Raw genomic sequence first — 24,618 nt, 5'->3', positions numbered from 1 at the left:
CGTAGACACGAGCCCGTTTCACATGTCCGGGGGTCACTGGTGACCCGTAGAACCGGGCCGAGCCCGGCGGCTCTGCGGGTCATGAGTGACCCCCAGATACCGCCGTCTCGTCCGGGTCGAGCAGCGCCTCGTCGAGCAGTGTCGACGGCACGGTGAGCCGGTACTCGTCGGCGAGGCCGCGGTGCCGGTTGCCCTGCTTGGTGCGCTCTATGAGGCCAAGCGCGCGCAGGTCGGCGAACGCGCGCTTGACCGTCTTCTCACTCACGCACATGACGAGCGCCAGGCGCTCGACGCCGGGCCGGATACGCGACCCGTCGGCGTCGGCGTAGGTCGCCATCATGAGCGCGAGATACTTTGTCGTGCTGTGCATTTGGACGCGGCGCGCGATGCGCTCCCACTCGAACCGGTCGACCGGAACCATCTGGCGCGTAGCGCCCGCTACTGAATCCACCACGCGCCTCCACACGGTCGATAGGAAGAACGTCCACGAATGGCGGGCGTCCAGTTCGGATAGAGCGACCGGCGCCGCCCTCACTGCCCCGCCCTGTCTGCCCGTCCCTCGACCCGGTCGATGAGGTCGCGTAGCGCCCGGACGAGCAGCGCGTCGTCGAGCTCGCGCGCCGGGTTGCGGATCTCGTCGACGAACACCTCGTCGGGGTTGTCCGGGTCGCGGCCGACGAGCAGCACGACCGCCGTGTACCGGACCGCGTCGCGAACGATCGGCTCGGCCTGCGCCCACGGCATCGCCTCCGGCGCGCTCATGCCTCGGCGCCGTTCTGCGCGGCGTCGATGGTGCGGGCCTCGAACACGATGCCGGGCAGGCGGTTCGCCCATCCCTCGACGAACTCGTCGACGCGCTCGCGCTTGTCGGCGGTGAGCTCGCGCGAGGCCATGACGCCGAGGAATGATTCGCCGCACCGGACGAGCAGCACCGGCGAGCGGGTGCCGCGTCCCTCGATGAGCAGCGGCGCACCGTACGCGCGTGACGCCTCGCGGAATCTGGCGATGGTGTCGCCCGACACCGCCATGTCGTCGATGGTGCGGTGCGGCGATTGGTGCGCCTCCTCGATGCGCTGCGCGATGGCCGCGAGCGCCGAGTCTTCGGTCGATAGCCGCGGGAGCTGTAGCGCGCGGCCGTCGATCATGCCCGAACAGTCGGTAATGCGTAGGTGCTCGTCGAGCACCTCGAGACGCAGCAGGTTCTCGGGCGAGATGCCCGACCCGATCGGTTCCTTGCCGCCCTTGAATATCGACAGGATTTTCGCCGCGTCGTCGGGCAGCAGCTCGACGCCGATCACGCGGTACCCGCCGGGCGGCCGGTCGCCCCATAGGGACACGATCGCCATCGCGGCCGTGTATCGGTCCGTCGCGGAAATCGTGAGGTGCTGGCGCCCGAATTGCAGGCGCACCCGGTGCACCGCGGGCGATTCCTTGTCGTCGCTGGCGTGCACCCGGACCGAGCCGAGCGCCTGCCGGAAATCGCCGGTGCCGACGATGATGCTCTCGTGCATCACAGGCCGCCTTTCTGTCGGGCCGTCGCGAATGCCGCGGCGCGGTCGAATGCCTCGGTGACCTCCTCGGCCGTGAGGCCGTTCGGGTTGTGCACCACGCCGAACGGGCCGAGGTCGACCGCTCGGGGGCGCATCAACCCGACGATTTCGCCGAGGCGCTCCTCGATGGCGAGCAGCGCGCGCAGGTGTCCGGCGGCCCGCTCCTCGGCCGCCGCGTCGGCGTAGGCCGACTTATCCGCCTTGTTCGCGTGACGAGCCGCTGCGTCGCGGTGCGATTCGGTCGCGCTCACTGGGCACCGCCGGCGGTCTCGTCGGCGGGCGGGCCCGAGATGCTGTCGACCAACAGCGCGGTAATCCGGTCCGCGTCGGCCGCTGTGAGGTGGTGCAGCACGGTGATTTCGCGGCCCGCGTGGTGCGAAAGGAATTCCCAGCGCCCGGCCTCGTCCTCGACGAGGCCGACCTCGTCGAGCAGCTTTCCGAGGCGCTCGACCTGGTCGTCTGTCGCGGGCCCGACCTCGGGCGGCGTGGCCGGTTCCGAGGTGTTCTCGGGTGCCTCGCTCGTCGTCTTCTCGTCCGTCTTCGCCTCGGCCGCGGGGCGGCGGGGCGCGCGCTTCTTCCGGCCCGTGCTGGCGATTTCGGCCGCGGACACCCCCGACTCGGCCTCGGGAGCGGTCGCGTCGAACTCGTCGGCGGTGTTGGTCTCGCCGCGCTTGATCGACGAGTAGATAACGCCGAGCTGCCCGACATCGTGGCCGTTCCACATGCTCGAGGACCGGCCGAGCTTGGCCTCGAGCTGCTGCGCGCTCACGCCGATTTCCTCGAACAGGCGCAGGGCATCGGCGATGCGGCCCGCCAGCGGCTTGCCGCCGCCGTTCTCGAGGGTCGCGTCGCAGTTCGCCTGCGCCTCTTGCACGAACCACGCGGGCAGAACGGCGAGGATCATCTCGCGCAACCGGCGCGCGCCGTTGTTGGCGTTGTTCTCGTAGATGTCGCGGGTTTCGGTGAGCTGGCGCGGGCCCTTCTTGGTGTCGCGGATGTGCGGGACGATGAACGTCGTCGATGCGCGGGCGTTGGTCTGCATATCCCATGCGTGCGCGAGCATCTCGGATTCGCCCTTGGTGTCGTCGCGGCGAAGTTCCTTCAGGCCGTAATCGACGTTGCCCCAGCACCGAGCGAGCTCGCGGGCGAGGTGGATCGAGACGCCGGTCACGGTGCCGTCGCCGCGGTTGTAGCGGAAATACGCGCGGCTCGCGACGCTCATCTGCGCGGTCGCGTCGCGCATCTCCTGCACGGCCGCGGCACGGTTGCGCGGGCGCTGCTGCGCGACGAGCACGGCGGCCTGTACCTCGGCGACGGCGCGCGACTGCTCGACGATGGTCGCCTGCGAGGTGATCGACTGCCGGGCAACGGCTTCGGTCGGCTGGTAACGGTCGGGATGGGTCATGCGAGTAACTCCTCAGCTCGGTAGCGGGTCCATGCAGGGATACAGACGGTGGGGATTTCGTGGCTGTCGTCCGGCCACTCGTCGGCCGCCATGCAGTCGGCGAAAATCTCGATAGCTCGGCGGTTGCACCGGCGACCGAGTTCGATGTCGGCGGCGTCGACGCGGGCAACGGTGATCCGATAGGGCGGCGTCTTGCGCTGCGTGATGAACACGAAATCGGCGACCTCGATACCGAGCGCGCGCAGGCCGTCGACGTAGAACGGCTGTTGCATGAAATAGCCGTACTCACCAGCGGCTTTGGCGAACGCTCGTCGACCGGACGATTTCGATGTCTTGTAGTCGACGACGATCCACCGGCCGTCGGGCAACCGGGTGAGCCAGTCGAGGCGCAACCGCAACCGCGCCCCGGTCTGCTCGTCGATCCACCATCCCGACAGCTCGGGGTCGCCCTCGGCGAGGTAGGCGCCTGCGAGGTCGTGCTCGAGCGCGACGCGCGCCATCTCTCGCGCCTGCTCGTCCTCGGCCTTGAGGATCGGAACTCGCCCGGCCGCCCGAATCTCGTCGCGAGCTTGGCGGGCGTCTTTCGAGCGCCAGTCGGGCGCGTCGATGACGACGAGCTCGGCGCCCTTGCCGAGCACGTACAGGTGTGCGGCGTGCCCGAAATCGAAGTCGCTCTTTTCGATTCGCGGTTGCTTGCGGAACTCCGACGGCGAATCGAACAGGATCGTGCGCGCCCCCGAGCTCGACAGGCTGTCGCGGTCGGCGTGGTATTCCTCGTCCGGCACGTCCGGGTACAGGCCCGGCTCGATCAACGCCAGCGGGCGAGGCTCGATCAGCGCCAGCGTCACACCCTCACCCCCGCCGGTTCGACGGCGAGGATGCGCGTCGCGGTGTCGGACGTGATCGCGGTCCGGGCGCCGGTCCCGATGTCGCGCACGGTCGCCCGGGCGACACCGGCCCTGTTGGCAATGTCGCGGATCGTCATCCGGGCGACCTCGCGCAAGTGCTCGATGTGAGCGCGGACGGCCTCGTGGTCGCCCGCCTCGCCGCGGGCGACTCGACGGCACTCGGCGCACGTGCGGAGGTTGATCTTGACGTGCATCTCGCGCCCGCACGTGTCGCACAGACCGCTCACGACATCGAGGAACACGCGCAGCGCAGCCCGCTCGTTGCTCATCGAGAACCCGGCGCGAATGCCGAAGTTCTCGCCGGTCGTCAGGGCCTCGGCGCCGCACGCCCGGCGCACCGGGCAGTCGACGCAGATCGCCCGCGCGGTCGTCGCGGTCTGTGATGGGAGCGGAAACCACAGCTCGGGGTCGTGGTCGCGGCAGGCCGCCCGGTCGCGCCAGGTGGGGAACGCTGTCTCGGTCACGCCGCCCCCCACCGGTAATCGAGGTCGCGGTCGCGGGCCCGGTCCCACTCGGCGCCGGAGTCGTCCGGCTCGGGCAGGTCGACCTCGTCGTCGAGGATGTCGAGGTATTCCTCGAACTCGGGGTCGATGCCGTCGCCCTGGTCGACGACGACGGCCGCCGCGGCGCGGGCCTTGGCATTGAAGTAGTCGACGGCCGCCGTGCCGCCGAACAGGACGAGGACGCCGACGATCGCGCCGCCGACGATGGCGACCTGCACGACGTGCGCGAGCGGGGTCACTGCCCGCCCGCCTTGATTCCGGCGAGGCGGGTCACGGCCTCGGCGAGCAGCGCGGCGAGCACCGGGGCGGGGAACAGCGAGCCCGCGACAACCTGCACCGTGTCGTAATGCTTGACCGAGTCCGGGGCGTTCGGGCACGGGCAGATCAGTGCGCCGCTGATCAGCCCGTCGAGCTGGCGCCCGGCGAGCTTGCGGGCGTGCTCGACCACTTCCCAGCTCTCGCCGCTGTGGGTCCGGCCAACAGGTGTAGTCACGATGCTTTCCCCATCTCGTTGTGTGCGGTGGCGATGCCGAGCTCGGCGTTCAGGCGGGCGATTTCGTCGCACTGGGCGGCGTGGTTGCGCTCGGCGGCGGCGATGCGCAGCACCGCGGCGGCGAGCAGTTGAGCGAGGTTGTCGGGGTTCGCACCGTGCAGGCTGAGCGCCAGCGCGACGAACGCCGAATCGGTCTCGCCGTCGCTGGCGCTGGCCTCGACGAGCTCGGCGAGACGCGAGCGGGTGACGGCGTACACGTGGGAGACCTGCGCGGCCTCGTTGCTGGTCGTCATCGCCAGCCCCCCGCGTCACGAGTGGCGAAATCGAGCTCGTGCACGGGCCGACCGCCGTCGACCTCGGGCGCGGCGAACAGTTCGGCGCGCGGGAGCGGGAGCGTCGGCGCCGGATCGGCGGGCGCCGGCGGGGCGGTCGGAACAATCGCGCCGTTGCACACGACGACGGCGTTACGGACGGCCTCGGCCGGGTTCTGCCACGCCACCGGCGAGGCGTTGCGGCGGGCGGCACGGGCGGCCCGCTCGGCGGCGAGCATGGCGGCAATAGCCGCGACGGTGACGAACGCCGTCACGCCGAGCGCGTGCTTGGGTCGACGACCGAACGTGCGGTCGACGTTAGGAACGAGCCACTGCATCGGTAGCATCTCCTTGGTTCTCTGGAACGGGAATCACCAGCCCCGACCGAGTCGCATTCGGTCGGGGCGTCCTTGTGTCGGACGGGGGCGGGCACAGCACGACGACGGCCGCGTGTGCGATTTCTCGGATGGCGCGGGGCGCGAGCATCCGGCCGGACACCCAGCCCGAGGCGTCGATCGCCTCGCACAACCGGTGCCATGTCTCGGGGTCGATGCCGGGAGGGGGGTCGCCGAGCGCGCCGTCGAGGCGGCGCTGCTGCGCACGCTCGGCGGCCTGTTCGTAGACCTCGACCCAGCTCATCTCGGGGTCTCCTGTCTGTTGGCGTGGTTAGTGGGTTGCGGGACCGACCGAGTTCGGGCGTGAGGGGGGTCGCCCGGCGGTCCGTCGGCCGGTCCCGCGTCCTCGCGGCGGCGTCGGCTCGCCACCGCGGGGAAGTCAGGCCGCGTCGTTCTTGCGGCGTTTCATCCGTGCGGCGGCGCGCGGGCTCAGTCCGGCGTCGGCGGGAGTGGTTTCGGTGTGTGTGCTCGATGCGGCGGCGGGTCGGCGTGCGGCGAGGTCGGCGAGCTTGCGCTGCCCGGCCTCGCGCATCTGCTCGACGAGCACGGCCATATCCGCACGGGTCATGCGCCAGTGCTGCCCGGCCAGTACGGCGGGGGTCTCGCCGCTCGTGATGCGGCGGCTCAGCCAATCGACGGACGGGGCGCCGGTCATCTCGCACACCTGCCCGAGCGAGAACGTCTCGAACTCGAGGTCTGGAATCATGCGGCGACCTCCACCCCGGCGAGCAGTTTTGACGGTGTGGTGTCGAGCGCGGCGGCGATGCGCATTAGCTGACTTACGCGCGGCTCACGCTGGCCGGACTCGAACCGACTCACGGTTTGCGGGGCGAGTCCGGCCGCCTTGGCTAGTTGCTCCTGTGTGATCCCCCGACGAGCGCGGGCGACACGGAGCGTTGCCGCTATCCGCCCTGCATTGTCGCTATCCATATTGGATGACAATACACCCAATTGGGTGACGGTCAACGCCGATCGGAGGTGCGTTAGCTAACGCACTGCGGGCAAGGTTGAACAACCCCAAAGAGGTCGAAGGAGTTGCCTATCCACCCAATTGGGGGTGACAATCACCCAATGAGCAAAGATGGTGACCACGAAGAGGGCCGCCCTAAGTACGACGATCCCGAGAACCGGGCTCTCGCCGCACATCTGCGCGCCGAACGGGCGCGGGCAAACATCACGCAGGCCGAACTCGCGAAACGAGCCGGGTTGAGCGTGAATACCATTTCTCGGCTCGAGACGCAGGAACGGGAGATGTCAGTCAAGCAGGTTCTTGCGGTTGCTCGCGGTCTCGGCGTCGATGCTGGCGACTTCGTCGACGCCGCTCAGAGGGGCGCTGGCGCCGCGGAGTAACTGACTCGCTCTCACTCCTTGACGGTTGGCGGCCCTAATCAGGCTCGCCACCGTTGTTGACGCGCTGACCTCGTCGCGGTTCTCACTCCCCATTGACACACCCTCGCTCGCACGTTGCCCGCCACCGGTCGCGAGCCCCCCGACGCGCTCGCTCGAACACCAGTTCGATACTACCGGGTACGAGGTGCCGTGCATTTATTGCCGGATGCCCCTACCCGATCTTGGGACCGATGGGTAGCGCCAGCGTAACCAGGAACATGCGAACCGGTATGACCGATTTGCATTATGTCGGAATTGTTACCGTTTAAAAGCGATGGATACTAAAAACCTCGGGCGCGCAATACCTTGCGCGCCCGAGGTTTTCGTGTCTTGCGGTTAGGCCGTCAACTGTGGATGACAGCCGCTCGATGTGTGCGCAGCATGTGCGCTAGCAATCTCGGCGTCGGCTACGGCCGCGACCGCAGCGACCTCGCGGTCGAACTCGCGGCGCATACGCGAGACCGTTTCGGCCGCTGCGTCTTTCACCTCGGCAACCTCCTCGACGGCGAGGTCGCGTAGAGCGAGCGCCGCGTCTCGCTCGCGCCGGGCCGCGTGCGCCTCGCGCTCGGCTCCGTGCCGGGCGCGCTCGGCCGTCGCAATGATGGCGCGGGCCCGTTCGAGCTCGGCGGCCAGGCGCTCGGCGTCGTCGACCACGGTCTCAGTCTCGGCGGCGTACCGCCTCGCGGCGCGGTGCGCAGTGACCGGGTTGTGCGCGGGATCGGAGCAGTACGCAGGCGGCCGACCCGGGCCGGTGCGCGGTGGTATCACCTTGCCGCACAACGATTCCGGGCCGGTCGGAAAGCGACATTGACCTGCGGCGAATTTCATTTCATTGCACCTGTAATGAAATGAAATCGCCGGTCACGCGGCGGCGGCGAGCACGTCGCCCGCCTCATGCTGGGCGACGTGGTCGACCGCGTGGTCGTAGCTGTCGAACACGGCCGATTGCACGAGCCCGCGCTCGTCCATCCAGACAGCCTCGAACCCGCCTGCGACGCGCTCGATTTCGCCGAGCTTGCCGAGCTGCACGAGGCGCCGCCGCCGGGCCTGCACGATGCTGACCACGTTGCTACGCAGACGAGGCAGGCGACCGGCGATAACCTGCGCGCTCGCCGCCGAGGCCGCAGTCGAGTTGTGCCCGTACCGCCGATCGGTGATCGTGATCGACGAATGCCCGGCGTCGCGCGACACAACCCAGATCGGCTCGCCGTCCTGCAACCGCCACGAGATGCCGGTGTGCCTCGTCGTGTATGGGGTGAGGCGCTTGGACTTGAGGCGAGCGGCGATGCGGCCGTATCGCTTTTGCAGCTCGTCGAACGAGAGCCCGCCCCACCCGGCCGCGCCGGTGAATGGCGTCCGATCACCCTTGACAAGCGCGTCGAGACGCTCGAGGGCCGGTGCCCACCCTTGTTGCCAGAATCGGACCGAGGTCACCGGCAGACCGGTTGGAGTGAGGAACAGCCAGGCGTCGGCCGGGCGGTCGTCGAGGTCGAGCCGGCCGACAGTTTCCAGCGGTACAAACGTGGTCCGAATACCGCGCTCGGTCTTCGGGTCGCCGAGCTTCATTCGGCCGTTGGCCCACTTCCACGCCCGCACGATCGAGACGGCGCCCGTGTCGCGGTTGATGTCGCCGACCTTGAGCGCGCCCTGCTCGCCAGGCCGCGCCATGCTCATAACGCCGAACTCCCACCACGGGTGCCAGAACGGCTCGAGCAACTGCTCGATGAGCTCATACTCGAGCTCGTCGAGGTGGTCCGTCTCGCGGGCTGAGCATTTGGGCAGCTTGGTTTCGGCGCACGGATTCCACGGAATGAGCGGCGTCGGCCGCTTGCGTGCGGCGGCACCCATTGCCGCGCAGAGCAACCCGTGCTTATTGCGCACGGTTTTCGGCTTGTTGCCGAACTCGGTTTCGAGCCAATCGACCCACGCGGCATCGAGCTCGGGCGTCAGCGCGTCGACAGGCAGGAACTCGCCGAAGAACGGGATCATGTCGCGGTCGATCATCCGGCGGTACTTGCGCTTGGTCTCCTCCTCCACGCTCTTGCCGAGGCTATCGACGTAGCGGTGAAGCCAGACTTTCAGCGTGACGACATCAGGATCGGCGGCGAGCTGGGCGGCGAGAACACGCTCGGCCTCGATCGGGCCGACGCGGTCGAGCAGTTTCGCCCACCGGATCGCGGCGCGGTGGTCGTCGAAGGATTGAGAGGTTTGAACGATCTTGCCGCTTCGTTCGATGCGGTAACAGACCTGGGAGTAGGTCGTGCCGTCATTACGGACACGGACGCGGGGGGTTGTCTTGCGAGGGCGTGCCATGGATCGGTCTTCCTGTCAGGCCGAATCCCCTCAGATTCCCTGTATGTTGACCGCAATGTTGACGCAGAAGGGGCACAATCCGAAGATTATGCCCCTGACCTGCTATTATGTTGTGGGCGAAGGGGGACTTGAACCCCCACGTCCCGAAGGACACTGGCACCTGAAGCCAGCGCGTCTGCCATTCCGCCACTCGCCCGAGCGACTCGGAGACAGTATCACGCACTCCGCGCCGACACGAAATCGCCCTTGTGGGGCCGTGACGCGGGGGCTGGACAAGCGTGGGAACCCGCTGATCTTTCCAAGAGTTACAGGTGTGGACGATCGTGGATATCATGCAATGAACGTGCTCGATACGCGACACGCCATATACGCGTGTCGTTGTTACGAATCAGAAGAAGAGACGCTCACCGAAGGGAGGCCGAGATGGGCATCGTTTCACGGTTCGAGCGTCGTCTTCAGGGCGCCGTCGGTGATGTGTTCGCCAGGGTGTTCGGCGGCAACGTCGTGCCCCAGGAGGTGGAGGCGGCGCTGCAACGGGAGGCCGCTGATCATGTCCAAGAGCTCGGTGGCGGACACCTGTTGGCGCCCAACAGCTATGTGATCACTATCAACTCTTCCGATCACCAGCAGTTGGACGCCGATCACGACCTCACCACCCGCGCGTTCGCCAAACACCTGCAGGATTACATCCGCGAGCAAGGCTGGCAGACCTACGGCGAAGTACACGTGGCGTTCGAGGCATCCCCTACGCTGCACACCGGACAGTTCAGGGCAAGCGGCCGGGTCGACCCGGACGTCGGTCGCCGAGCTACACCAGCTCACAGCCCCGAACCCCCGCCACAACGACCTGATAACCCGCAACCAGGAGCTGGCCCCATGACGCAGAACTCAGGCTACGACCCGAGTCGTGAGCCCGCGGAGTCCGATCCACGCAACCGCGGGTACGCCCCACCGCCTGCCGGTCGCGGCGGTGCGCAGAACGGCGCGTACCGCGAGGACTACGGTCGCGGCGCGGCGCCCTATGCCGCCGACTATCAGGCGCCGGACGGTCAGCAGGGTTACGGCGACTACCAGAACGGCTACGACTACCAGCAGGGCGGCCAGGCCTACGGACAGCCGGGGTATCAGGAGCCGGGGTACGGTCAGCAGCCGGGGTACGCCGATCGCGCCTACGGTCAGCCGGGTTACCAGGAGCCGCCTGCCTACGGTCAGCCGGGCTATCAGGAACCCGCGGCATACGGCCAGCCGGGTTACCAGGAACCCGGGTACGGCCAACCGGGCTATGCCCAGCAAGGCTACGGCGATCAGGCTTACGCGGACCCGGCCTACGGCCAGCAAGGCCAGAGCTATGCCCAGCCCGGCTACGGCCAGCAGGGCTACGCCGACCCGGCCTACGCGGACCCGAGCTACCCCGACCAGAGCGGCTACGCCCAGGAGGAGCAGGCCGGTTACGGCCAGGCGTACTCGCAGCAGCCCGGCTATGCCGGACAACCCGGCTACCCCGCCGCGCCCGCGTACGGCGCTGCCCCGCAGGCCGGTTCGGGCTACTCCGCGACCCTGCAGCTCGATGACGGCAGCGGCCGCACGTACCAGCTGCGCGAGGGTAGCAACATCATCGGCCGCGGCCAGGACGCGCACTTCCGGCTGCCCGATACCGGTGTCTCGCGCAGGCACATCGAGGTCCGCTGGGACGGCCAGACCGCGATGCTCTCGGATCTGGGTTCCACCAACGGCACGCTGGTCAACGGTTCCCCCGTGCAAGACTGGCAGCTCGCCGACGGGGATGTGATCCGCGCCGGGCACTCCGAGATCCTGATCCGTATCGTCTGATCCCGTAAGCTCGCGATGCAGGTCACGACATGGCCATCAGGGATTCGTCGGTCGTATCGTGATCGAATTCGACCTACGGCCCTATGATGCTGCCAACACACGCACGGCACCGGAACCGGGGTCGGCAAGACCAGCATGCTGGTGGGGGTGGTCGAACCGCACCTACGGCACCGACATACACGGTCGAACAGGAGGTGGAACGCCGTGCAGGGACTGATCCTGCAATTGACCCGGGCGGGGTTCCTGCTGCTGTTGTGGTTGTTCGTGTGGGCGGTGCTGCGCACCTTGCGCAGCGACATCTACGCGGCATCCGGCATACGGATACAGCCCAGGGCCGCACGCGGTTCCGCGGTGCTGCCCTCCTTCAGCCGGGGCCAGAAGGGCGCCAAATTTCTTGTGGTGACTCAAGGTTCACTCGCCGGCACCCGCATCTCGCTAGGCACCCAACCGGTGCTGATCGGGCGTGCGGACGACTCCACGCTGGTGCTCACCGATGATTACGCCTCGACCAGACATGCGCGACTGTCCCCGCGTGGCGATGATTGGTACGTCGAAGATCTCGGTTCGACGAACGGCACCTACCTCGATCGCGCGAAAGTCACCACCGCCGTGCGGGTTCCGCTCGGCACCCCTGTCCGTGTCGGCAAAACAGTGATCGAGCTGCGATCGTGACACTCGTTCTCCGCTACGCAGCACGTAGCGACCGCGGTCTCGTCCGTGGCAACAACGAAGACTCCGTCTATGCCGGTGCGCGATTACTCGCGCTGGCCGACGGCATGGGTGGCCATGCCGCGGGCGAGGTGGCGTCCCAGTTGATGATCGCCGCGCTGGCCCATCTGGACGACGACGAGCCCGGCGACGATCTGCTCGGCAAGCTCGACGCGGCAACCCGAGAGGGCAACGCCGCCATCGCCGATCAAGTCGAGGAGGAGCCCGAACTCGACGGGATGGGCACCACGCTCACCGCGATCCTGTTCGCCGGCAAGAAGCTCGGCCTGGTGCACATCGGTGATTCCCGCGCCTATCTGCTGCGCGGCGGCGAACTCGCCCAGATCACCAGGGACGACACCTTCGTCCAGTCACTGGTGGACGAGGGCCGGATCACCCCCGAGCAAGCGCACACGCACCCGCAGCGCTCGCTGATCATGCGCGCGCTCACCGGCAACGAGATCGAGCCGACGCTGATCATGCGCGAGGCCCGCGCCGGTGACCGCTACCTGCTGTGCTCCGACGGCCTCTCCGATGTGGTGAGCGACGAGACCATCGCGAACACCCTGCGCGAGGGCAGCACCGACGAATGCGCCGACCGGCTCATCGAGCTCGCGTTGCGCAGCGGCGGACCGGACAATGTGACGGTTGTCGTCGCCGACGTCATCGATCTCGACTACGGCCAGAGCCATCCGATCGTGGCGGGTGCCGCGTCCGGTGTGGACGAGGACACGCCGCCACCGAACACCGCGGCCGGACGTGCCGCGGCCATGCGCCCGCCGCGGGCCGCCCCGCGCCGTGCCGCCGCGACACCCGAGCCGGAGCCGGAGAGCAAATCGCGCAAATTGCGCTGGCTCGTGCTCGCGTTCGCGCTGGTGGTCGCCGTCGGTGTCGGACTGCTGGTCGGCTACAAGATGATTCGCAGCAACTATTACGTCGGCGCCGACAACGGCTCGGTGGTGATCCTGCGCGGGTTACCCGGGTCGGTGCTCGGTTACTCGATCCACGACGTGAACCTGGTCGGCTGTGTCACCAAGACCGGTGAGCTGTCCCTGGTCGATCCCGGCGCCGAGTTGCCGTCGTCGTGCCGACTGCTGAAGGTCACCGATCTCAAGCAGACCGGCCGCGAACAGGTCGGCAAGGGACTGCCGCCCGGCTCGTTGGATCGAGCCAAAGACCAGATGCGGTCCATCGCGCAGGGCGAACTGCTCCCGCCGTGCCCGCCGAAGCAGTCGGTGCCGCAGCCGGGTGTGCTGCCGCCGCCGACCGAGCCCCCGCCGTCCGGCCCGCCCGCACCGAGCACCGCCGTTCCGCCGACCTCCGAGCCCGCGCCGCCGCCGGGCAATGGTGACACCAGGGGCACCGAGATCAAGACGCCGACGAAGTCGGAGGCACCGATTCCGCCATCGTCCGCGTCGCCGAACCCCCAGATCGCGGGGGAGAACTGCCGGGTGACGGACTGATGTCCGCACCCGCACCGCCGTCCGCAGGGGCTTTTCCCAGTCCCCCCGGCGGCTTCGCTCCCGCGCCACCGCCGAGCACCCGACGCAATGCCGAACTGTTGTTGCTGGCCGGTGCGGCGGTGATCACGACGGCTTCGTTGTTTCTGGTCGAGGCCAGTCAGGAGCAGTCGGTCACCTGGGATATCGCCAAGTACGGCTTGGCCTTTCTGGCGTTGTTCGGGATAGCGCACCTCGCGGTGCGCCGGTTCGCGCCGTTCGCCGATCCGCTGCTGCTACCGATCGTCGCGCTGCTCAACGGACTCGGGCTGGTGCTGATCCACCGGCTCGACCTGGCCGATGAGCAGACCGCGGCATACAACTCGTGGCCGGTACCCTCCCCCGACGCCAACCAGCAGATCCTGTGGACCGCACTGGGCATGATCGTGTTCATCGGGCTGCTGATCGTGTTGCGGGACTACCGCACGCTGGCCCGCTACGGCTACACGCTCGGTCTGGTCGGGCTGATCGCGCTGGCCCTGCCCGCGGTGCTGCCCAGCCGATTCTCCGAGATCAACGGCTCCAAGAACTGGATCAAGATCACCGGATTCAGCATCCAGCCCGCCGAATTCTCGAAGATCCTGCTGATCATCTTCTTCGCGTCGGTGCTGGTGGCCAAGCGTGATCTGTTCACCGCCGCCGGACGGCACCTGCTCGGCATGGAGTTCCCCCGGGCCCGCGACCTCGGCCCGATCGTGGTGGTCTGGATCGTCTGTGTCGGCGTGCTGGTCTTCGAAAAGGACCTCGGCACTTCGCTGTTGATCTTCAGCACGGTGCTGGTGATGCTCTACATCGCCACCGAACGGGTCGGCTGGCTGATCATCGGCGGCGCGCTGCTCAGTCTCGGGTTCTTCTTCGCCTATCAGACTTTCGGCCACGTCAAGATCCGGACCCAGACCTGGTTGCACCCGTTCGACGACTACAACAACACCGGATACCAGATCTCGCAGTCGCTGTTCGGGCTCGCCACCGGTGGTCTCGCCGGTACCGGGCTCGGCAGCGGACGCCCCAACCAGGTGCCGTTCGCCAAGACCGACTTCATCATCACCACGATCGGTGAGGAACTCGGCCTGATCGGACTAACCGCGGTGCTGGTGCTGTTCCTGGTGCTCATCGTGCGTGGCCTGCGCACCGCGCTCGCCGTGCGCGACAGCTTCGGCAAGCTGCTGGCGGCCGGGCTGGCGTTCACCGTCGCGATCCAGTTGTTCGTCGTCGTCGGCGGTGTCACCAAACTGATTCCACTGACCGGCCTGACCACGCCGTTCATGTCCTACGGCGGCTCGTCACTGCTGGCCAACTACGCATTGCTCGCGTTGCTCATCAAGGTTTCCGACGCGGCGCGCGCACCCGCGCCGGTCCGCAAGAGTGCGCCCGCGGCCCCGATCGCGGACGCGACCACCGAACTGTTGCGCAAGCCGGACGCGGGCCGACCGGAAGCGGGTCCCGCCACATGAACACTCCCCTACGCCGAGTCGCGATCGCCGTGATGCTGATGATCGTCGCGCTGCTGATGAACGCCACCTACGTCCAGGTGATCAAGGCGGACGACTACCGCACCGATCCGCGCAACTCCCGGGTGCTGCTCGACGAGTACTCGCGCCAGCGTGGCCAGATCTCCGCGGGCGGCACCGTGCTGGCCAACTCGGTGGCCACCGAAGACCGCTACAAGTACCTGCGCACCTACCCGAACACACCCGAGGCCTACTCGCCCGTCACCGGCTTCTATTCGATGCAGTACGGCAGCAACGGACTGGAACGGGCCGAGGATTCGGTGCTCAACGGCTCCGATAGCCACCTGTTCGGTTCGCGACTGGTCGACATGGTGTCCGGTCGCGATCCGCGCGGCGGCAACGTGCTCACCACCATCGACCCGGCCATGCAGCAGGTCGCCTACGACGAGCTGACCAGCAAGGGCTACACCGGCTCGGTGGTGGCGATCGAGCCGAGCACCGGCAAGATTCTCACCATGGTGTCCACGCCGAGCTACGACCCGAACCAGCTGTCCGGGCACGACGGCGCGCGCGGCACCCAGGCCTGGGAGGCGCTCAGCGCGGACCCGCGCCAGCCGATGCTCAATCGTGCTGTCTCGCAGACCTATCCGCCCGGCTCCACGTTCAAGGTGGTGGTCACCGCGGCCGCGCTGGCGAACAACATCGCGACCCCGGAAGATCAGTTCACCGCGGCGCCGAACATCACTCTGCCCGGCACCGCGACCCCGCTGGAGAACTACAACGGCACCAACTGCGGCTCGGGCCAGACCGCCTCGCTGTACGAGGCGTTCCGGCTGTCCTGCAACACCGCGTTCGCCGAACTCGGCGTCAAGGTGGGTGCCGCCCGGCTCAAGGACCAGGCGGCGGGCTTCGGCATCGGCGAGCGCCGCAGCATCCCGATCCCGGTGGCCGAGAGCACCGTCGGCCCGATCTCGGACAACGCCGCGCTGGCGCAGAGCAGCATCGGTCAGCGTGACGTGGCGTTGACCCCGCTGGACAACGCGGTGATCGCGGCGACCGTCGCCAACGGCGGTGTCCGGATGCAGCCCTACCTGATCGACCAACTGCAGGGCCCCGACCTCAGTGAGTTGTCCAAGACAAAGCCGGTCTCGCTCGGCCAAGCGTTCAACGCCCAGGTAGCGTCGTCGCTGACGAATCTGATGATCGCGTCGGAGGGCAACACCCCCGGCGGCAAGTCCTCCCGTTATCAGATCGCGTCCAAGACCGGTACCGCCGAACACGGCAGCGATCCACGCAACACCCCACCGCACGCCTGGTACATCGCCTTCGCACCCGCGCAGAATCCGAAGATCGCCATCGCGGTGATCGTGGAGAACGGCGGCGACCGGGCATTGGGCGCGACGGGTGGCAAGGTGGCCGCGCCGGTCGCACGTGCGGTCTTGGACGCCGGTCTGCGAGGGGGCTGAACGATATGGATGTGCGAGTGAAGGTACGGGGATGCTGAACAACGGTGCGATGATCGCCGACCGGTACCGGCTGCAGCGCCTGATCGCGACCGGCGGCATGGGCCAGGTCTGGGAGGCGCTGGACACCCGGCTCGATCGCCGGGTGGCGGTCAAGGTGCTCAAGGCGGAGTTCTCCGCAGACCCGACGTTTCGGCATCGGTTCCGCACCGAGGCCAAGACCACCGCCCAGTTGAATCACCCCGGCATCGCCGGAATCTACGACTACGGCGAGACCACCGACCCGCAAGGCAGCGAAACCGCCTACCTGGTCATGGAACTGGTCCAGGGCGAGCCGCTGAACACGGTGCTGAACCGGCTCGGCAGGCTGTCCGTCGGGCAGGGCCTCGACATGCTCGAGCAGACCGGCCGGGCGCTGGACGTGGCGCATCGGGCCGGTGTGGTGCACCGGGATGTGAAGCCGGGCAACATCATGGTGACGCCGACCGGTCAGGTGAAGATCACCGACTTCGGCATCGCCAAGGCGGTCGACGCCTCACCGGTGACCAAGACCGGCATGGTGATGGGCACCGCTCAATACATCGCGCCGGAGCAGGCGATCGGCGAGGACGCCACCGCGGCCAGTGATGTCTACTCACTCGGCGTTGTCGGCTACGAGGCGCTCGCCGGGCAGCGGCCGTTCAGCGGCGACGGCGCGATCACCGTCGCGATGAAGCACGTCCGCGAGACGCCGCCGCCGATGCCGGCCGATCTGCCCGCCAACGTGCGCGAGCTGATCGAGATCACCATGGGCAAGGACCCGAAGGGGCGCTACTCGCGCGGCGGCGAGTTCGCCGATGCCGTGGCCGCGGTGCGCGCGGGCCGCAGGCCACCGCCGCCGAGCGGTACCAATGCCGCGGTGCCGCTGACCGGCGCCACCCGGGTGCTCCCGCCCGGACCGACCGTCGTGCTGCCTTCCACGCCATCGGAATTCGACGGTGCGACGGTGCACTACTCCGCGCCCGCCGGTGCGGCGCTCGGCGCCGCGGGACAGGCCACCGGACAGGCTCCCGCGACGATGCTGAATACCGGCACCGGCGGTCATCAGACGCCGCCCGGTGACGACAAACGGTTCACCTCGACGCAGAAGTGGCTGGCCGGACTCGGCGCCGGTGCGGTGCTGTTGGTCGCCACGACGCTGTACCTGCTGTTCGGTGGTGACACGAACCCCAATTCGACACCGCCCGCGACCAGCACCTCCACGCCTGCTCCGAAACCGCCACCGCCGCCGGTGACCAGCACGACGACGCCCAAACCGCTTCCGCCGCCGCCGCCACCGACCAGCAGCGCGCCGACCACCACCGAGCCGCCGACCACGACACCGGAACCGACGACGACCACGCCGCCGCCGAGCTCCACTACGTCGCCGAGCACCACCAAGCCGACGCTCACCGCACCGACCACCACTCGGCCCCGAGTGCCGACTATGGACTTACCATTTCCGGAGATTCCCGGTGCCCGAGGTCCCTCGGCCACCCCCAGTACTCCTTCGCAAGGACAACAATGACGACCCCGAAGAATCTCTCCTCCCGCTACGAGCTGGGCGAGATCATCGGGTTCGGCGGGATGTCCGAAGTACACAAGGCGCGCGATCTACGGCTGAGCCGGGACGTGGCGATCAAGGTGCTGCGGGCCGACCTGGCCCGCGACCCCACCTTCTACCTGCGGTTCAAGCGCGAGGCACAGAACGCCGCCGCGCTGAACCATCCGGCCATCGTCGCGGTGTACGACACCGGCGAGGCGAAGGTCGACGACGGCCCGCTGCCCTACATCGTGATGGAGTACGTCGAGGGCGATACGCTGCGCGACATCGTGCGTGGCCAGGGTCCGCTGCCGCCGCGCCGGGCCATGGAAGTGGTCGCGGATGTCTGTGCCGCACTGGATTTCAGTCACAAGGCCGGCATCGTGCACCGCGACATGAAGCCGGCCAACATCATGATCAACCGGGCCGGCGCGGTGAAGGTGATGGACTTCGGCATCGCCCGGGCGCTCGCCGACAGCTCCAACCCGATGACGCAGACGGCCGCGGTAATCGGTACCGCGCAATATCTTTCGCCCGAGCAGGCGCGCGGCGAGACGGTGGACGCCCGATCGGACGTGTACTCCGTCGGCTGTGTGCTGTTCGAAATCCTCACCGGTGAGCCGCCTTTCACCGGTGACTCGCCGGTCGCGGTGGCCTACCAGCATGTCCGGGAAGATCCGCGGCTGCCTTCGCATGTGCATCCGGGGGTGCCGCGCGAGCTCGACTCGGTGATTCTCAAGGCGATGAGCAAGAACCCGGCCAACCGCTATCAGAGCGCGGCCGAGATGCGCGCCGACCTCATCCGGGTGCTCGGCGGGCAGAAGCCGATCGCCCCGATGGTGATGACCGACGAGGATCGCACCACCGTCTTCGGCACCGACGAACCCGCGCCACGCAGCTACCGGACCGTCGAGCGTAGCGACGACACCGCCGAGCAGGCGCCCGCGGAGCCGTCCGGCCCGCGCCGAACCCTCTATCTGGCCATCGCCGCGGCCGCCGGTGTCGCCGTGCTGCTCGCGTTGTTCTGGGTGCTGATCGGTCCGGGCAGCAAGCCGGAACAGGTTGCCGTGCCCGATCTTTCGGGCCGCCCCGCGCAGCAGGCGCAGGAGGCACTGCAAAAGGCCGGATTCAACGTCTCCATCCAGCAGAAGCCGGACAGCAAGGTGGCGACCGGCAATGTCATCTCCACCGCGCCGCTCGGCGGTTCCCGGGCGGACAAGGGCAGCGTCGTCACCATGCAGGTGTCCACCGGCCCGGCGCAGGTCCAGGTGCCGAAGCTGGACGGCCTGACGCTGCAGGAGGCCGAGGTGGCGTTGAAGAACAACAACCTGCAGATGGATCCGAACGTCCAGCACAAACCCTCCAGCGTCCAGGAGAAGGACAAGGTCATCGCGGTAGATCCGTCCGCGGGCTCCCGGGTGGACGTCGACAAGGCCATCGTGGTCACCATCGGCACCGGTCCGGAATCGGTTCGGGTGCCGAACGTGATCGGGCAGGACATTGATGTGGCCCGGCCGAATCTGGTGGACAGCGCCGGATTCAAGATCACAATCCAGGAGGTCCCGTCCGCCAAGCCCAAGGGTGAGGTGCTGTCGACCAGTCCCGCGGGCGGCACCACGGCGGAAAAGGGGTCGACGATCACCGTTCAGGTGGCGGGTGACCAGATCAAGATGCCTTCGCTGATCGGCCTCACGGTCGCCCAGGCGGCGGACAAGCTGCGCGCGGAGGGCTGGACCGGCGGGCAGAGCCAGATCAGCCAGTCACCACAGGGCACGTTCGACACGAGCAGCGTCGGCCGGATCCTCACTCAGCAGCCGTCGGCGGGCGGGACGATCCCGAAGAACGGGACGGTGTCCGTCGGTGTCGGGGTGCTCGGCCCGCCCTGAGCCTGATTCGCCAAAACACCGACCGGTCGGTGTGGTCAGCGGCAGAATTGGGCTTGCTCCATCCGAATCAGCAGCGCTGAGTAACGAGGAGGAAGCCCAATGACCACTGCCAGGGACATCATGAAACCCGGTGCCCAGTGGATCGCCAAGGACGAGACCGTCGGGAAGGCCGCTCGGGTGATGGCCGAGCTCGGCGTCGGATCGCTGGTCATCGCCGACGACAACGATCGCATGTGCGGGATCATCACCGACCGCGACATCGTCGTGAAATGCATTGCGCAGGGTCTGTCCCCGGCCAAAACCCGGGCCGCCGAACTCTGCGAGTCGACGCCGCGCTGGGTCGCGGCCGACGCCGATGTCGAGGACGTGCTGGACCAGATGGAAAGCCATCGGATCAAGCGGATGCCGGTGATCGACAACAAGCGTCTGGTCGGCATGATCAGCGAGGCCGACCTGGCCAGGCACCTCGACGACAATCAGCTCGGCGAGTTCGTCACGGCGGTCTACGGACGGCCTTAGGTCAGCTTCAAGTGGCGGTTCATCGACATCGCTTCCGCCGCCAACTCGGTCAGCTCGCGCACCTCGACGCCGTGCTGCCGTAGCTTCTCCACGCCTACGCAATCGGCCACGAAGGTCGCGGGTTCACGCCAGGCCAGGACGACCCGGGGAATTCCGGCCCGCAGGATCCGGTCGGTGCACGGCAGCCGCGTCGCGGTGCCGCGCTGCGAGCACGGTTCGAGCGTGCTGTAGATCGTTGCCCTGGCCAGTCGTGGATCATCCGCGTCCAGCTTGTCCAGCGCGGACTCCTCGGCATGCACCTTCGCGTCGGTTTCCCGCGAGTAGCCGGTGGCGATCTCCACGCCGTCGGACACGATCACCGCACCGACAGAGAACGCCGTCTCGCTCGGCGGGCACATCCGGGCAAGTTCGATCGCCCGGCGCAGGAAAACCGTGTCCTGGTCCGCGTGTTCCGCACCAGGCCGATTGCCTCGCGGGCGGTAGCGCAGAACCGCGACGTCACCGTACTGGGCAACGTCGGCCAGGTGCATTCTGCGATGGGGAGCACCGGGATAGGTTGCGGCGTCGAGGAACCGGGGGGCTTCGGGGTCGCCGACCAGGAGGGGGGTGACGGCCAGGTGTAGTTCGTCCGCGAGGTCGGCGGCGAGGAAGGCGGTGTGGATGCGGGTACCGCCCTCCACCATGAGGCGGGCGATGCCGCGGCTGCCGAGGTCGTCGAGGAGGACGCCGAAGTCGAGTTCGGCCCCGAGCGAGACGACTTCGGCGAGGCCGGACAAGCCGTCGGCGAGCCGGGCCGCGCCCCCGTCGGTGGTGTAGACGAGTTTGCCGCCGCCGTGATGCCAGAACCGCAGGCTCGGGTCCAAGTCACCGCTCGCCGTGACGGTGACCTTCAGCGGGAACTCCGGTTTGCCCGCCGCGATCCGCGCCGCCCTGCGGTCGGCGCTGTCGACGAGCAACCGAGGATTGTCCCGGCGCAGGGTTTGCGCGCCGATCAGGATCGCGTCGGAATCCGCGCGCACCTGGTCGACCCGATCGAAATCCGCCGCATCCGACAACCGCAGCCGCTCGGGGCTCGCGTCATCGATGTATCCGTCGACGCTCATCGCGACCGACAGCAGCACATGCGGACGCGTCACAGCTGCGCCTCGCCGACGCTGGGAAGCGCGCGGGACCGAAGACCTGGAGCCGGCTCACCGCACTCCGCCGCACGGCTCTCTGCGCACGCGCGCCCGCATTCGCTCACTGCAGCACCAGCGCGGCGACCTCCGCCTCCAGCGTCCGCACGAGCCCCTCGGCCGGGCGCGCACCGCAGACACCGAGCCAGTTGGCCAGCATCCGATGTCCGCCTTGGGTCAGGACCGATTCGGGATGGAACTGCACGCCGTGGATCGGCAGGGTGCGGTGCCGCATAGCCATCACGATCCCGGTCTCGGTGCGGCCGAGTACCTCGATCTCCTCTGGCAAGGTGTCTTCCAGGACGGTGAGCGAGTGATACCGCGTCGCGGTGAACGGGTCGGGCAGGCCGGCCAGCACGCCGGCGCCGAGGTGGAACACCGAGCTGGTCTTGCCGTGCAGTAGCTCGGGCGCGCGGGTCACCGTCGCGCCGAAGGCCTCGCCGATGGCTTGGTGGCCGAGGCACACGCCGAGCAGCGGAACAGTATGGCGGGTGCAGGCGCGCACCAGGTCGATGCTGGCGCCCGCGCGGTCGGGGGTGCCGGGTCCCGGACTGATCAGAATGCCGTCGAATTCGGCCACCACGGCGTCCACGTCGGCCAGGTTGGGGTCGTCGTTGCGCCACACCACAGCCTCGGTTCCCAACTGGCCGAGATACTGAACCAGGTTGAACACGAAGCTGTCGTAATTGTCGACGACCAGAACACGCATGGTCCGAGATTACGTCCCCGCACGGCACCGCGTCGCATCCATTACCAGTTGGGATAGCCTAGAGACACACCGGAGGGCGCCAGAGCCTCGTCCACTGCGGCGAGCGAGCTCGGCCAAACCCACACCGCGCCTGCCCCGCCGGTACCGACCTGAACGCCGAATACGAGGACGTCATGCCCAAGTCGAAGGTCCGGAAGAAGACCGACTACACGATCAACCCTGCCAGCCGCACGCCGGTGAAGGTGAAGGCCGGGCCGTCGCCGGTCTGGTACGTCACCATCATGCTGGGCTTCATGCTGGCCGGATTGCTGTGGCTGCTCGTTTACTACCTCGCCGCCGACCACATCAGCTGGATGAGCGACCTGAACGCGTGGAACTTCCTGATCGGATTCGGCCTTATGGTGGTCGGCCTGATCATGACCATGCGGTGGCGTTGACACCACATCTGGGTTGCCGCGGGTAACGCGGACACCACATCTGGATTACAGACGTGTCATTCATGCACACCTGTGGATGAACCTGTGGACAACTCGAGGACCGATTGGGGAAAGTGACGCGTGACACCGGATTCTCCTGATCCCCAGGCACCCGATCCCCAGCCCCGCGCGGCCGATCCCCGTCTCGCCTGGACCACGCCGACCCCCGCTCTCGTGGCGGTCACCGGCGGTGGAATCATCCTGGCGGTCGCCACGATCCTCGCCGACGACGGCGCCAGCCGCTTACTCATCGGGCTGGCCGCGGTCGGCCTGTTGGTGCTGGCGGGCCTCGGCTTCCGGCAACGGCCGCGACTCTCCGTCATCCCCGGTGCCGACCCGCGGATGGTGGTACGCAACCTGCTCGGCGTCGACGAGTACACCCGCGACCAGATCACCCGAGCCCGGGTGGTCAGCTATCGCCGCCTCGGCCGCAAGACGCCGATGCTGGAGATCGATGTCGACTGCCACGGCACCGAACGACTGCTGATCTTCGGCCGCTGGGACCTGGGGACGCGCCCCGACGACGTATACGACGAACTGGTCCGCGTCCTCCGGCTGTCGGGCGAGACCACGCGCTGAGCCACCATCCGGCTCATCATCGTGTTCCACGAGGAGCCGCGCCGAATGCGGATCAGGCCAGCGACATTGCGGTAGCGCCGACCACCACGAGCGACAGGACCGCGACGACCGCCACCGAGACCCAGCCGATCAGGCGAGCGGTCTCTTGCGATTTCGCGCCCAGCCACTGCGGCAGGAACAGGATGCCCAGCGTCGCGAGCGTGCCCGCGGCCAAGCCACCGAGATGTCCCCACAGCGAGATACCCGGCAACGAGAAGCTGATGAACACGTTGATGCCGATCAGGATCAGCATCTGATTCGGGTTCTGCCGCAACCGGATCAGGATCACGGTAATCGCGCCGAACAGGCCATATACCGCTCCCGAGGCACCGGCGGTCGCGCTGTCCTGCGCGAACACCATGACGGCGGCGGAACCGCCGAGCAGCGACACCAGATAGACCGCGAGATAACGCAGCCGCCCGAGCACCAGCTCGGCATCACGGCCGATCACATACAGCGCGAACATGTTCAGCAGCAGATGGATCGGACCGTAGTGCAGGAAGCCGGAGCCGATCACCCGCCACCACTGGCCGTCGGCGACTGCGGGCGGATACAGCACCCAGTCGATGAACAGCTCCGAGGTGCGGTTCTCCAGCAGGCTCTTCGTCTGCGCCGCGGTGATCGCGAAGATGGCGACGTTGACGGCGATCAGCGCATAGGAGACGTACGGCAGCGAGGCCCGTGCCGCGGGTGCGCCCGCGACGGTGCGCACCGGTGCGACGGTGCGCTGCTCCTGCCGCAGGCAGTCGACACAGTGCTGGCCGACCGCCGCGGGACGCAGGCATTCCGGGCAGGATGGCCGCCCGCAGCGCGTGCACGCCAGGCCGGTCGGACGTTGGGGATGGCGAACGCACGTCGGCGCAGGCGGCTGAGCGGTCATAATCTCATTCGATCGTGATCTTGGTGATTTCGACGGGTTCCAGCGGGCGGTCGTTGCGATCGGTCGCCGTCTTGGCGATGGCGTCGACGACCTTCCGGGACTCCGGGTCGACGACCTCGCCGAAGATGCTGTGCTTGCGGTTGAGGTGTGGCTGCGGGCCGACCGTGATGAAGAACTGCGACCCGTTGGTGCCCGGTCCTGCATTGGCCATCGCCAACAGGTAGCCGCGGTCGAAGCGCAGTTCCGGGTGGAATTCGTCGCCGAACTCGTATCCCGGTCCGCCGCGCCCGGTGCCGGTCGGATCCCCGCCCTGAATCATGAATCCGTCCATCACCCGGTGGAACACCGCGCCGTCGTAGAACGGGCCGCTGCTGCCACCGCTCGCGTTGGCGGTGGTGTACGGCGCCGAACCGTCGGCCAGGCCGATGAAATTCCGGACCGTCTTGGGAGCGTGGTTACCGAAGAGCGAAATCTTGATGTCGCCGCGATTCGTGTGCAGCGTCGCCACAGCGGTTTGATTCGGTGAGGTCACGCCGCAATGCTACGGTCCCGCCGCCGCGGAACCTCAGCGCACCG

The 24,618-nt window shown here is 67.9% G+C and carries 31 protein-coding genes and 1 tRNA gene; 11 read left to right on the top strand and 21 right to left on the bottom strand.

The genetic code is table 11. The features are described from left to right. Window positions 1-79: 79 nt before the first annotated feature. The 14 genes from ACFK0J_RS00265 to ACFK0J_RS00200 all read right to left on the bottom strand — a co-directional run bounded on the left by ACFK0J_RS00265 (window position 80) and on the right by ACFK0J_RS00200 (window position 6,495). Complete coding sequence (locus tag ACFK0J_RS00265) at window positions 80-454, bottom strand: helix-turn-helix domain-containing protein (protein ID WP_378735368.1); 375 nt, start codon at window positions 452-454, stop codon at window positions 80-82. Between the two features lie 77 nt (window positions 455-531). Next, window positions 532-762 (bottom strand): hypothetical protein, encoded by a 231-nt coding sequence (locus ACFK0J_RS00260; protein WP_378735366.1) that lies wholly within the window; start codon window positions 760-762, stop codon window positions 532-534. Next, the gene (locus ACFK0J_RS00255) at window positions 759-1,511 is read right to left on the bottom strand and encodes a hypothetical protein (protein ID WP_378735364.1); all 753 of its coding nucleotides are present in this window, start codon (window positions 1,509-1,511) and stop codon (window positions 759-761) included. The genes ACFK0J_RS00260 and ACFK0J_RS00255 overlap by 4 nt, the downstream gene beginning before the upstream one ends. Then, entirely contained in the window at window positions 1,511-1,801 is a 291-nt protein-coding gene (locus ACFK0J_RS00250) for a hypothetical protein (RefSeq protein WP_378735362.1), read from the bottom strand. The genes ACFK0J_RS00255 and ACFK0J_RS00250 overlap by 1 nt, the downstream gene beginning before the upstream one ends. Beyond that, the gene (locus tag ACFK0J_RS00245) at window positions 1,798-2,955 is read right to left on the bottom strand and encodes a hypothetical protein (RefSeq protein ID WP_378735360.1); all 1,158 of its coding nucleotides are present in this window, start codon (window positions 2,953-2,955) and stop codon (window positions 1,798-1,800) included. The genes ACFK0J_RS00250 and ACFK0J_RS00245 overlap by 4 nt, the downstream gene beginning before the upstream one ends. After that, complete coding sequence (locus tag ACFK0J_RS00240) at window positions 2,952-3,803, bottom strand: PD-(D/E)XK nuclease-like domain-containing protein (protein ID WP_378735358.1); 852 nt, start codon at window positions 3,801-3,803, stop codon at window positions 2,952-2,954. Before ACFK0J_RS00240 ends, ACFK0J_RS00245 begins: the two co-directional genes overlap by 4 nt. After that, complete coding sequence (locus tag ACFK0J_RS00235) at window positions 3,800-4,327, bottom strand: WhiB family transcriptional regulator (RefSeq protein ID WP_378735356.1); 528 nt, start codon at window positions 4,325-4,327, stop codon at window positions 3,800-3,802. The genes ACFK0J_RS00240 and ACFK0J_RS00235 overlap by 4 nt, the downstream gene beginning before the upstream one ends. Beyond that, the gene (locus ACFK0J_RS00230; RefSeq protein WP_378735354.1) at window positions 4,324-4,605 is read right to left on the bottom strand and encodes a hypothetical protein; all 282 of its coding nucleotides are present in this window, start codon (window positions 4,603-4,605) and stop codon (window positions 4,324-4,326) included. Before ACFK0J_RS00230 ends, ACFK0J_RS00235 begins: the two co-directional genes overlap by 4 nt. After that, window positions 4,602-4,859, bottom strand: coding sequence for a hypothetical protein (locus tag ACFK0J_RS00225; RefSeq protein WP_378735353.1), 258 nt, complete (start codon window positions 4,857-4,859; stop codon window positions 4,602-4,604). The genes ACFK0J_RS00230 and ACFK0J_RS00225 overlap by 4 nt, the downstream gene beginning before the upstream one ends. Then, entirely contained in the window at window positions 4,856-5,152 is a 297-nt protein-coding gene (locus tag ACFK0J_RS00220) for a hypothetical protein (protein ID WP_378735351.1), read from the bottom strand. The genes ACFK0J_RS00225 and ACFK0J_RS00220 overlap by 4 nt, the downstream gene beginning before the upstream one ends. Continuing rightward, window positions 5,149-5,508, bottom strand: coding sequence for a hypothetical protein (locus tag ACFK0J_RS00215; protein ID WP_378735349.1), 360 nt, complete (start codon window positions 5,506-5,508; stop codon window positions 5,149-5,151). The genes ACFK0J_RS00220 and ACFK0J_RS00215 overlap by 4 nt, the downstream gene beginning before the upstream one ends. Next, complete coding sequence (locus ACFK0J_RS00210) at window positions 5,489-5,809, bottom strand: hypothetical protein (RefSeq protein WP_378735347.1); 321 nt, start codon at window positions 5,807-5,809, stop codon at window positions 5,489-5,491. Before ACFK0J_RS00210 ends, ACFK0J_RS00215 begins: the two co-directional genes overlap by 20 nt. A 135-nt stretch (window positions 5,810-5,944) precedes the next feature. Beyond that, complete coding sequence (locus tag ACFK0J_RS00205) at window positions 5,945-6,271, bottom strand: hypothetical protein (protein WP_378735345.1); 327 nt, start codon at window positions 6,269-6,271, stop codon at window positions 5,945-5,947. Next, the gene (locus tag ACFK0J_RS00200; RefSeq protein ID WP_378735343.1) at window positions 6,268-6,495 is read right to left on the bottom strand and encodes a helix-turn-helix domain-containing protein; all 228 of its coding nucleotides are present in this window, start codon (window positions 6,493-6,495) and stop codon (window positions 6,268-6,270) included. Before ACFK0J_RS00200 ends, ACFK0J_RS00205 begins: the two co-directional genes overlap by 4 nt. A 141-nt stretch (window positions 6,496-6,636) precedes the next feature. Between ACFK0J_RS00200 and ACFK0J_RS00195 the strand changes: the two genes are divergently transcribed. Next, window positions 6,637-6,915 (top strand): helix-turn-helix domain-containing protein, encoded by a 279-nt coding sequence (locus tag ACFK0J_RS00195; RefSeq protein ID WP_378735341.1) that lies wholly within the window; start codon window positions 6,637-6,639, stop codon window positions 6,913-6,915. Between the two features lie 375 nt (window positions 6,916-7,290). On the opposite strand, the gene ACFK0J_RS00190 is transcribed toward ACFK0J_RS00195, so the two are convergent. From ACFK0J_RS00190 to ACFK0J_RS00180, 3 genes are all read right to left on the bottom strand, one after another. After that, window positions 7,291-7,608 (bottom strand): hypothetical protein, encoded by a 318-nt coding sequence (locus tag ACFK0J_RS00190; protein WP_378735339.1) that lies wholly within the window; start codon window positions 7,606-7,608, stop codon window positions 7,291-7,293. 207 nt (window positions 7,609-7,815) lie between these two features. Beyond that, entirely contained in the window at window positions 7,816-9,267 is a 1,452-nt protein-coding gene (locus ACFK0J_RS00185) for a tyrosine-type recombinase/integrase (RefSeq protein WP_378735338.1), read from the bottom strand. Window positions 9,268-9,380: 113 nt separating this feature from the next. Then, a tRNA-Leu gene (locus ACFK0J_RS00180) sits at window positions 9,381-9,463 on the bottom strand. Between the two features lie 227 nt (window positions 9,464-9,690). Between ACFK0J_RS00180 and ACFK0J_RS00175 the strand changes: the two genes are divergently transcribed. From ACFK0J_RS00175 to ACFK0J_RS00140, 8 genes are all read left to right on the top strand, one after another. Beyond that, a complete protein-coding gene (locus ACFK0J_RS00175) occupies window positions 9,691-11,097 on the top strand; it encodes an FhaA domain-containing protein (RefSeq protein ID WP_378735336.1) in 1,407 nt (468 codons plus the stop codon). A gap of 204 nt (window positions 11,098-11,301) precedes the next feature. Then, the gene (locus ACFK0J_RS00170; RefSeq protein WP_014980860.1) at window positions 11,302-11,769 is read left to right on the top strand and encodes an FHA domain-containing protein; all 468 of its coding nucleotides are present in this window, start codon (window positions 11,302-11,304) and stop codon (window positions 11,767-11,769) included. Then, entirely contained in the window at window positions 11,766-13,268 is a 1,503-nt protein-coding gene (locus tag ACFK0J_RS00165) for a PP2C family protein-serine/threonine phosphatase (protein WP_378735334.1), read from the top strand. Before ACFK0J_RS00170 ends, ACFK0J_RS00165 begins: the two co-directional genes overlap by 4 nt. Continuing rightward, window positions 13,268-14,758 (top strand): FtsW/RodA/SpoVE family cell cycle protein, encoded by a 1,491-nt coding sequence (locus tag ACFK0J_RS00160; protein WP_378735332.1) that lies wholly within the window; start codon window positions 13,268-13,270, stop codon window positions 14,756-14,758. The genes ACFK0J_RS00165 and ACFK0J_RS00160 overlap by 1 nt, the downstream gene beginning before the upstream one ends. Continuing rightward, a complete protein-coding gene (locus tag ACFK0J_RS00155) occupies window positions 14,755-16,221 on the top strand; it encodes a peptidoglycan D,D-transpeptidase FtsI family protein (RefSeq protein ID WP_378735330.1) in 1,467 nt (488 codons plus the stop codon). The genes ACFK0J_RS00160 and ACFK0J_RS00155 overlap by 4 nt, the downstream gene beginning before the upstream one ends. A gap of 31 nt (window positions 16,222-16,252) precedes the next feature. Then, window positions 16,253-17,764, top strand: coding sequence for a protein kinase (locus tag ACFK0J_RS00150; protein WP_378735328.1), 1,512 nt, complete (start codon window positions 16,253-16,255; stop codon window positions 17,762-17,764). Continuing rightward, complete coding sequence (gene pknB / locus ACFK0J_RS00145) at window positions 17,761-19,665, top strand: Stk1 family PASTA domain-containing Ser/Thr kinase (RefSeq protein WP_378735326.1); 1,905 nt, start codon at window positions 17,761-17,763, stop codon at window positions 19,663-19,665. Before ACFK0J_RS00150 ends, pknB begins: the two co-directional genes overlap by 4 nt. Window positions 19,666-19,764: 99 nt before the next feature. Then, window positions 19,765-20,184: a CBS domain-containing protein gene (locus tag ACFK0J_RS00140; RefSeq protein WP_378735324.1), complete on the top strand. Its 420-nt coding sequence runs from the start codon at window positions 19,765-19,767 to the stop codon at window positions 20,182-20,184. Here ACFK0J_RS00140 and ACFK0J_RS00135 read toward each other — a convergent pair. Beyond that, window positions 20,181-21,320, bottom strand: a complete 1,140-nt coding sequence (locus ACFK0J_RS00135; RefSeq protein WP_378735321.1) for a dihydrofolate reductase family protein — start codon at window positions 21,318-21,320, stop codon at window positions 20,181-20,183. The two genes, ACFK0J_RS00140 and ACFK0J_RS00135, sit on opposite strands and share 4 nt — an antisense overlap. A gap of 103 nt (window positions 21,321-21,423) precedes the next feature. Further along, the gene (locus ACFK0J_RS00130; RefSeq protein WP_378735320.1) at window positions 21,424-22,068 is read right to left on the bottom strand and encodes an aminodeoxychorismate/anthranilate synthase component II; all 645 of its coding nucleotides are present in this window, start codon (window positions 22,066-22,068) and stop codon (window positions 21,424-21,426) included. A gap of 173 nt (window positions 22,069-22,241) precedes the next feature. Between ACFK0J_RS00130 and crgA the strand changes: the two genes are divergently transcribed. Beyond that, a complete protein-coding gene (gene crgA / locus ACFK0J_RS00125) occupies window positions 22,242-22,505 on the top strand; it encodes a cell division protein CrgA (RefSeq protein WP_378735318.1) in 264 nt (87 codons plus the stop codon). A 120-nt stretch (window positions 22,506-22,625) separates the two neighbouring features. Continuing rightward, complete coding sequence (locus ACFK0J_RS00120) at window positions 22,626-23,123, top strand: PH domain-containing protein (RefSeq protein ID WP_378735316.1); 498 nt, start codon at window positions 22,626-22,628, stop codon at window positions 23,121-23,123. 52 nt (window positions 23,124-23,175) lie between these two features. On the opposite strand, the gene ACFK0J_RS00115 is transcribed toward ACFK0J_RS00120, so the two are convergent. Both ACFK0J_RS00115 and ACFK0J_RS00110 read right to left on the bottom strand, forming a co-directional pair. Further along, window positions 23,176-24,042, bottom strand: a complete 867-nt coding sequence (locus tag ACFK0J_RS00115; protein WP_378735314.1) for a rhomboid family intramembrane serine protease — start codon at window positions 24,040-24,042, stop codon at window positions 23,176-23,178. A 4-nt stretch (window positions 24,043-24,046) separates the two neighbouring features. Beyond that, the gene (locus tag ACFK0J_RS00110; RefSeq protein WP_218472511.1) at window positions 24,047-24,574 is read right to left on the bottom strand and encodes a peptidylprolyl isomerase; all 528 of its coding nucleotides are present in this window, start codon (window positions 24,572-24,574) and stop codon (window positions 24,047-24,049) included. Between the last annotated feature and the right edge of the window lie 44 nt (window positions 24,575-24,618).

This window comes from Nocardia brasiliensis, assembly GCF_042691675.1.
In the GTDB taxonomy this organism is placed as follows: Bacteria; Actinomycetota; Actinomycetes; order Mycobacteriales; family Mycobacteriaceae; genus Nocardia; species Nocardia brasiliensis_D.
Note: the sequence above shows the minus strand (reverse complement) of the source record. Positions and strands in the feature narration are given on the sequence as shown.

Coding starts and splice junctions, on each gene's coding strand:
- ACFK0J_RS00245 (WP_378735360.1), bottom strand. CDS start 2,955: ATGACCCATCCCGACCGTTACCAGCCGACCGAAGCCGTTGCCCGGCAG.
- ACFK0J_RS00130 (WP_378735320.1), bottom strand. CDS start 22,068: ATGCGTGTTCTGGTCGTCGACAATTACGACAGCTTCGTGTTCAACCTG.
- ACFK0J_RS00200 (WP_378735343.1), bottom strand. CDS start 6,495: ATGGATAGCGACAATGCAGGGCGGATAGCGGCAACGCTCCGTGTCGCC.
- ACFK0J_RS00215 (WP_378735349.1), bottom strand. CDS start 5,508: ATGCAGTGGCTCGTTCCTAACGTCGACCGCACGTTCGGTCGTCGACCC.
- ACFK0J_RS00160 (WP_378735332.1), top strand. CDS start 13,268: ATGTCCGCACCCGCACCGCCGTCCGCAGGGGCTTTTCCCAGTCCCCCC.
- ACFK0J_RS00255 (WP_378735364.1), bottom strand. CDS start 1,511: ATGCACGAGAGCATCATCGTCGGCACCGGCGATTTCCGGCAGGCGCTC.
- ACFK0J_RS00150 (WP_378735328.1), top strand. CDS start 16,253: ATGCTGAACAACGGTGCGATGATCGCCGACCGGTACCGGCTGCAGCGC.
- ACFK0J_RS00205 (WP_378735345.1), bottom strand. CDS start 6,271: ATGATTCCAGACCTCGAGTTCGAGACGTTCTCGCTCGGGCAGGTGTGC.
- ACFK0J_RS00140 (WP_378735324.1), top strand. CDS start 19,765: ATGACCACTGCCAGGGACATCATGAAACCCGGTGCCCAGTGGATCGCC.
- crgA (WP_378735318.1), top strand. CDS start 22,242: ATGCCCAAGTCGAAGGTCCGGAAGAAGACCGACTACACGATCAACCCT.
- ACFK0J_RS00195 (WP_378735341.1), top strand. CDS start 6,637: ATGAGCAAAGATGGTGACCACGAAGAGGGCCGCCCTAAGTACGACGAT.
- ACFK0J_RS00175 (WP_378735336.1), top strand. CDS start 9,691: ATGGGCATCGTTTCACGGTTCGAGCGTCGTCTTCAGGGCGCCGTCGGT.
- ACFK0J_RS00260 (WP_378735366.1), bottom strand. CDS start 762: ATGAGCGCGCCGGAGGCGATGCCGTGGGCGCAGGCCGAGCCGATCGTT.
- ACFK0J_RS00220 (WP_378735351.1), bottom strand. CDS start 5,152: ATGACGACCAGCAACGAGGCCGCGCAGGTCTCCCACGTGTACGCCGTC.
- ACFK0J_RS00155 (WP_378735330.1), top strand. CDS start 14,755: ATGAACACTCCCCTACGCCGAGTCGCGATCGCCGTGATGCTGATGATC.
- pknB (WP_378735326.1), top strand. CDS start 17,761: ATGACGACCCCGAAGAATCTCTCCTCCCGCTACGAGCTGGGCGAGATC.
- ACFK0J_RS00185 (WP_378735338.1), bottom strand. CDS start 9,267: ATGGCACGCCCTCGCAAGACAACCCCCCGCGTCCGTGTCCGTAATGAC.
- ACFK0J_RS00210 (WP_378735347.1), bottom strand. CDS start 5,809: ATGAGCTGGGTCGAGGTCTACGAACAGGCCGCCGAGCGTGCGCAGCAG.
- ACFK0J_RS00115 (WP_378735314.1), bottom strand. CDS start 24,042: ATGACCGCTCAGCCGCCTGCGCCGACGTGCGTTCGCCATCCCCAACGT.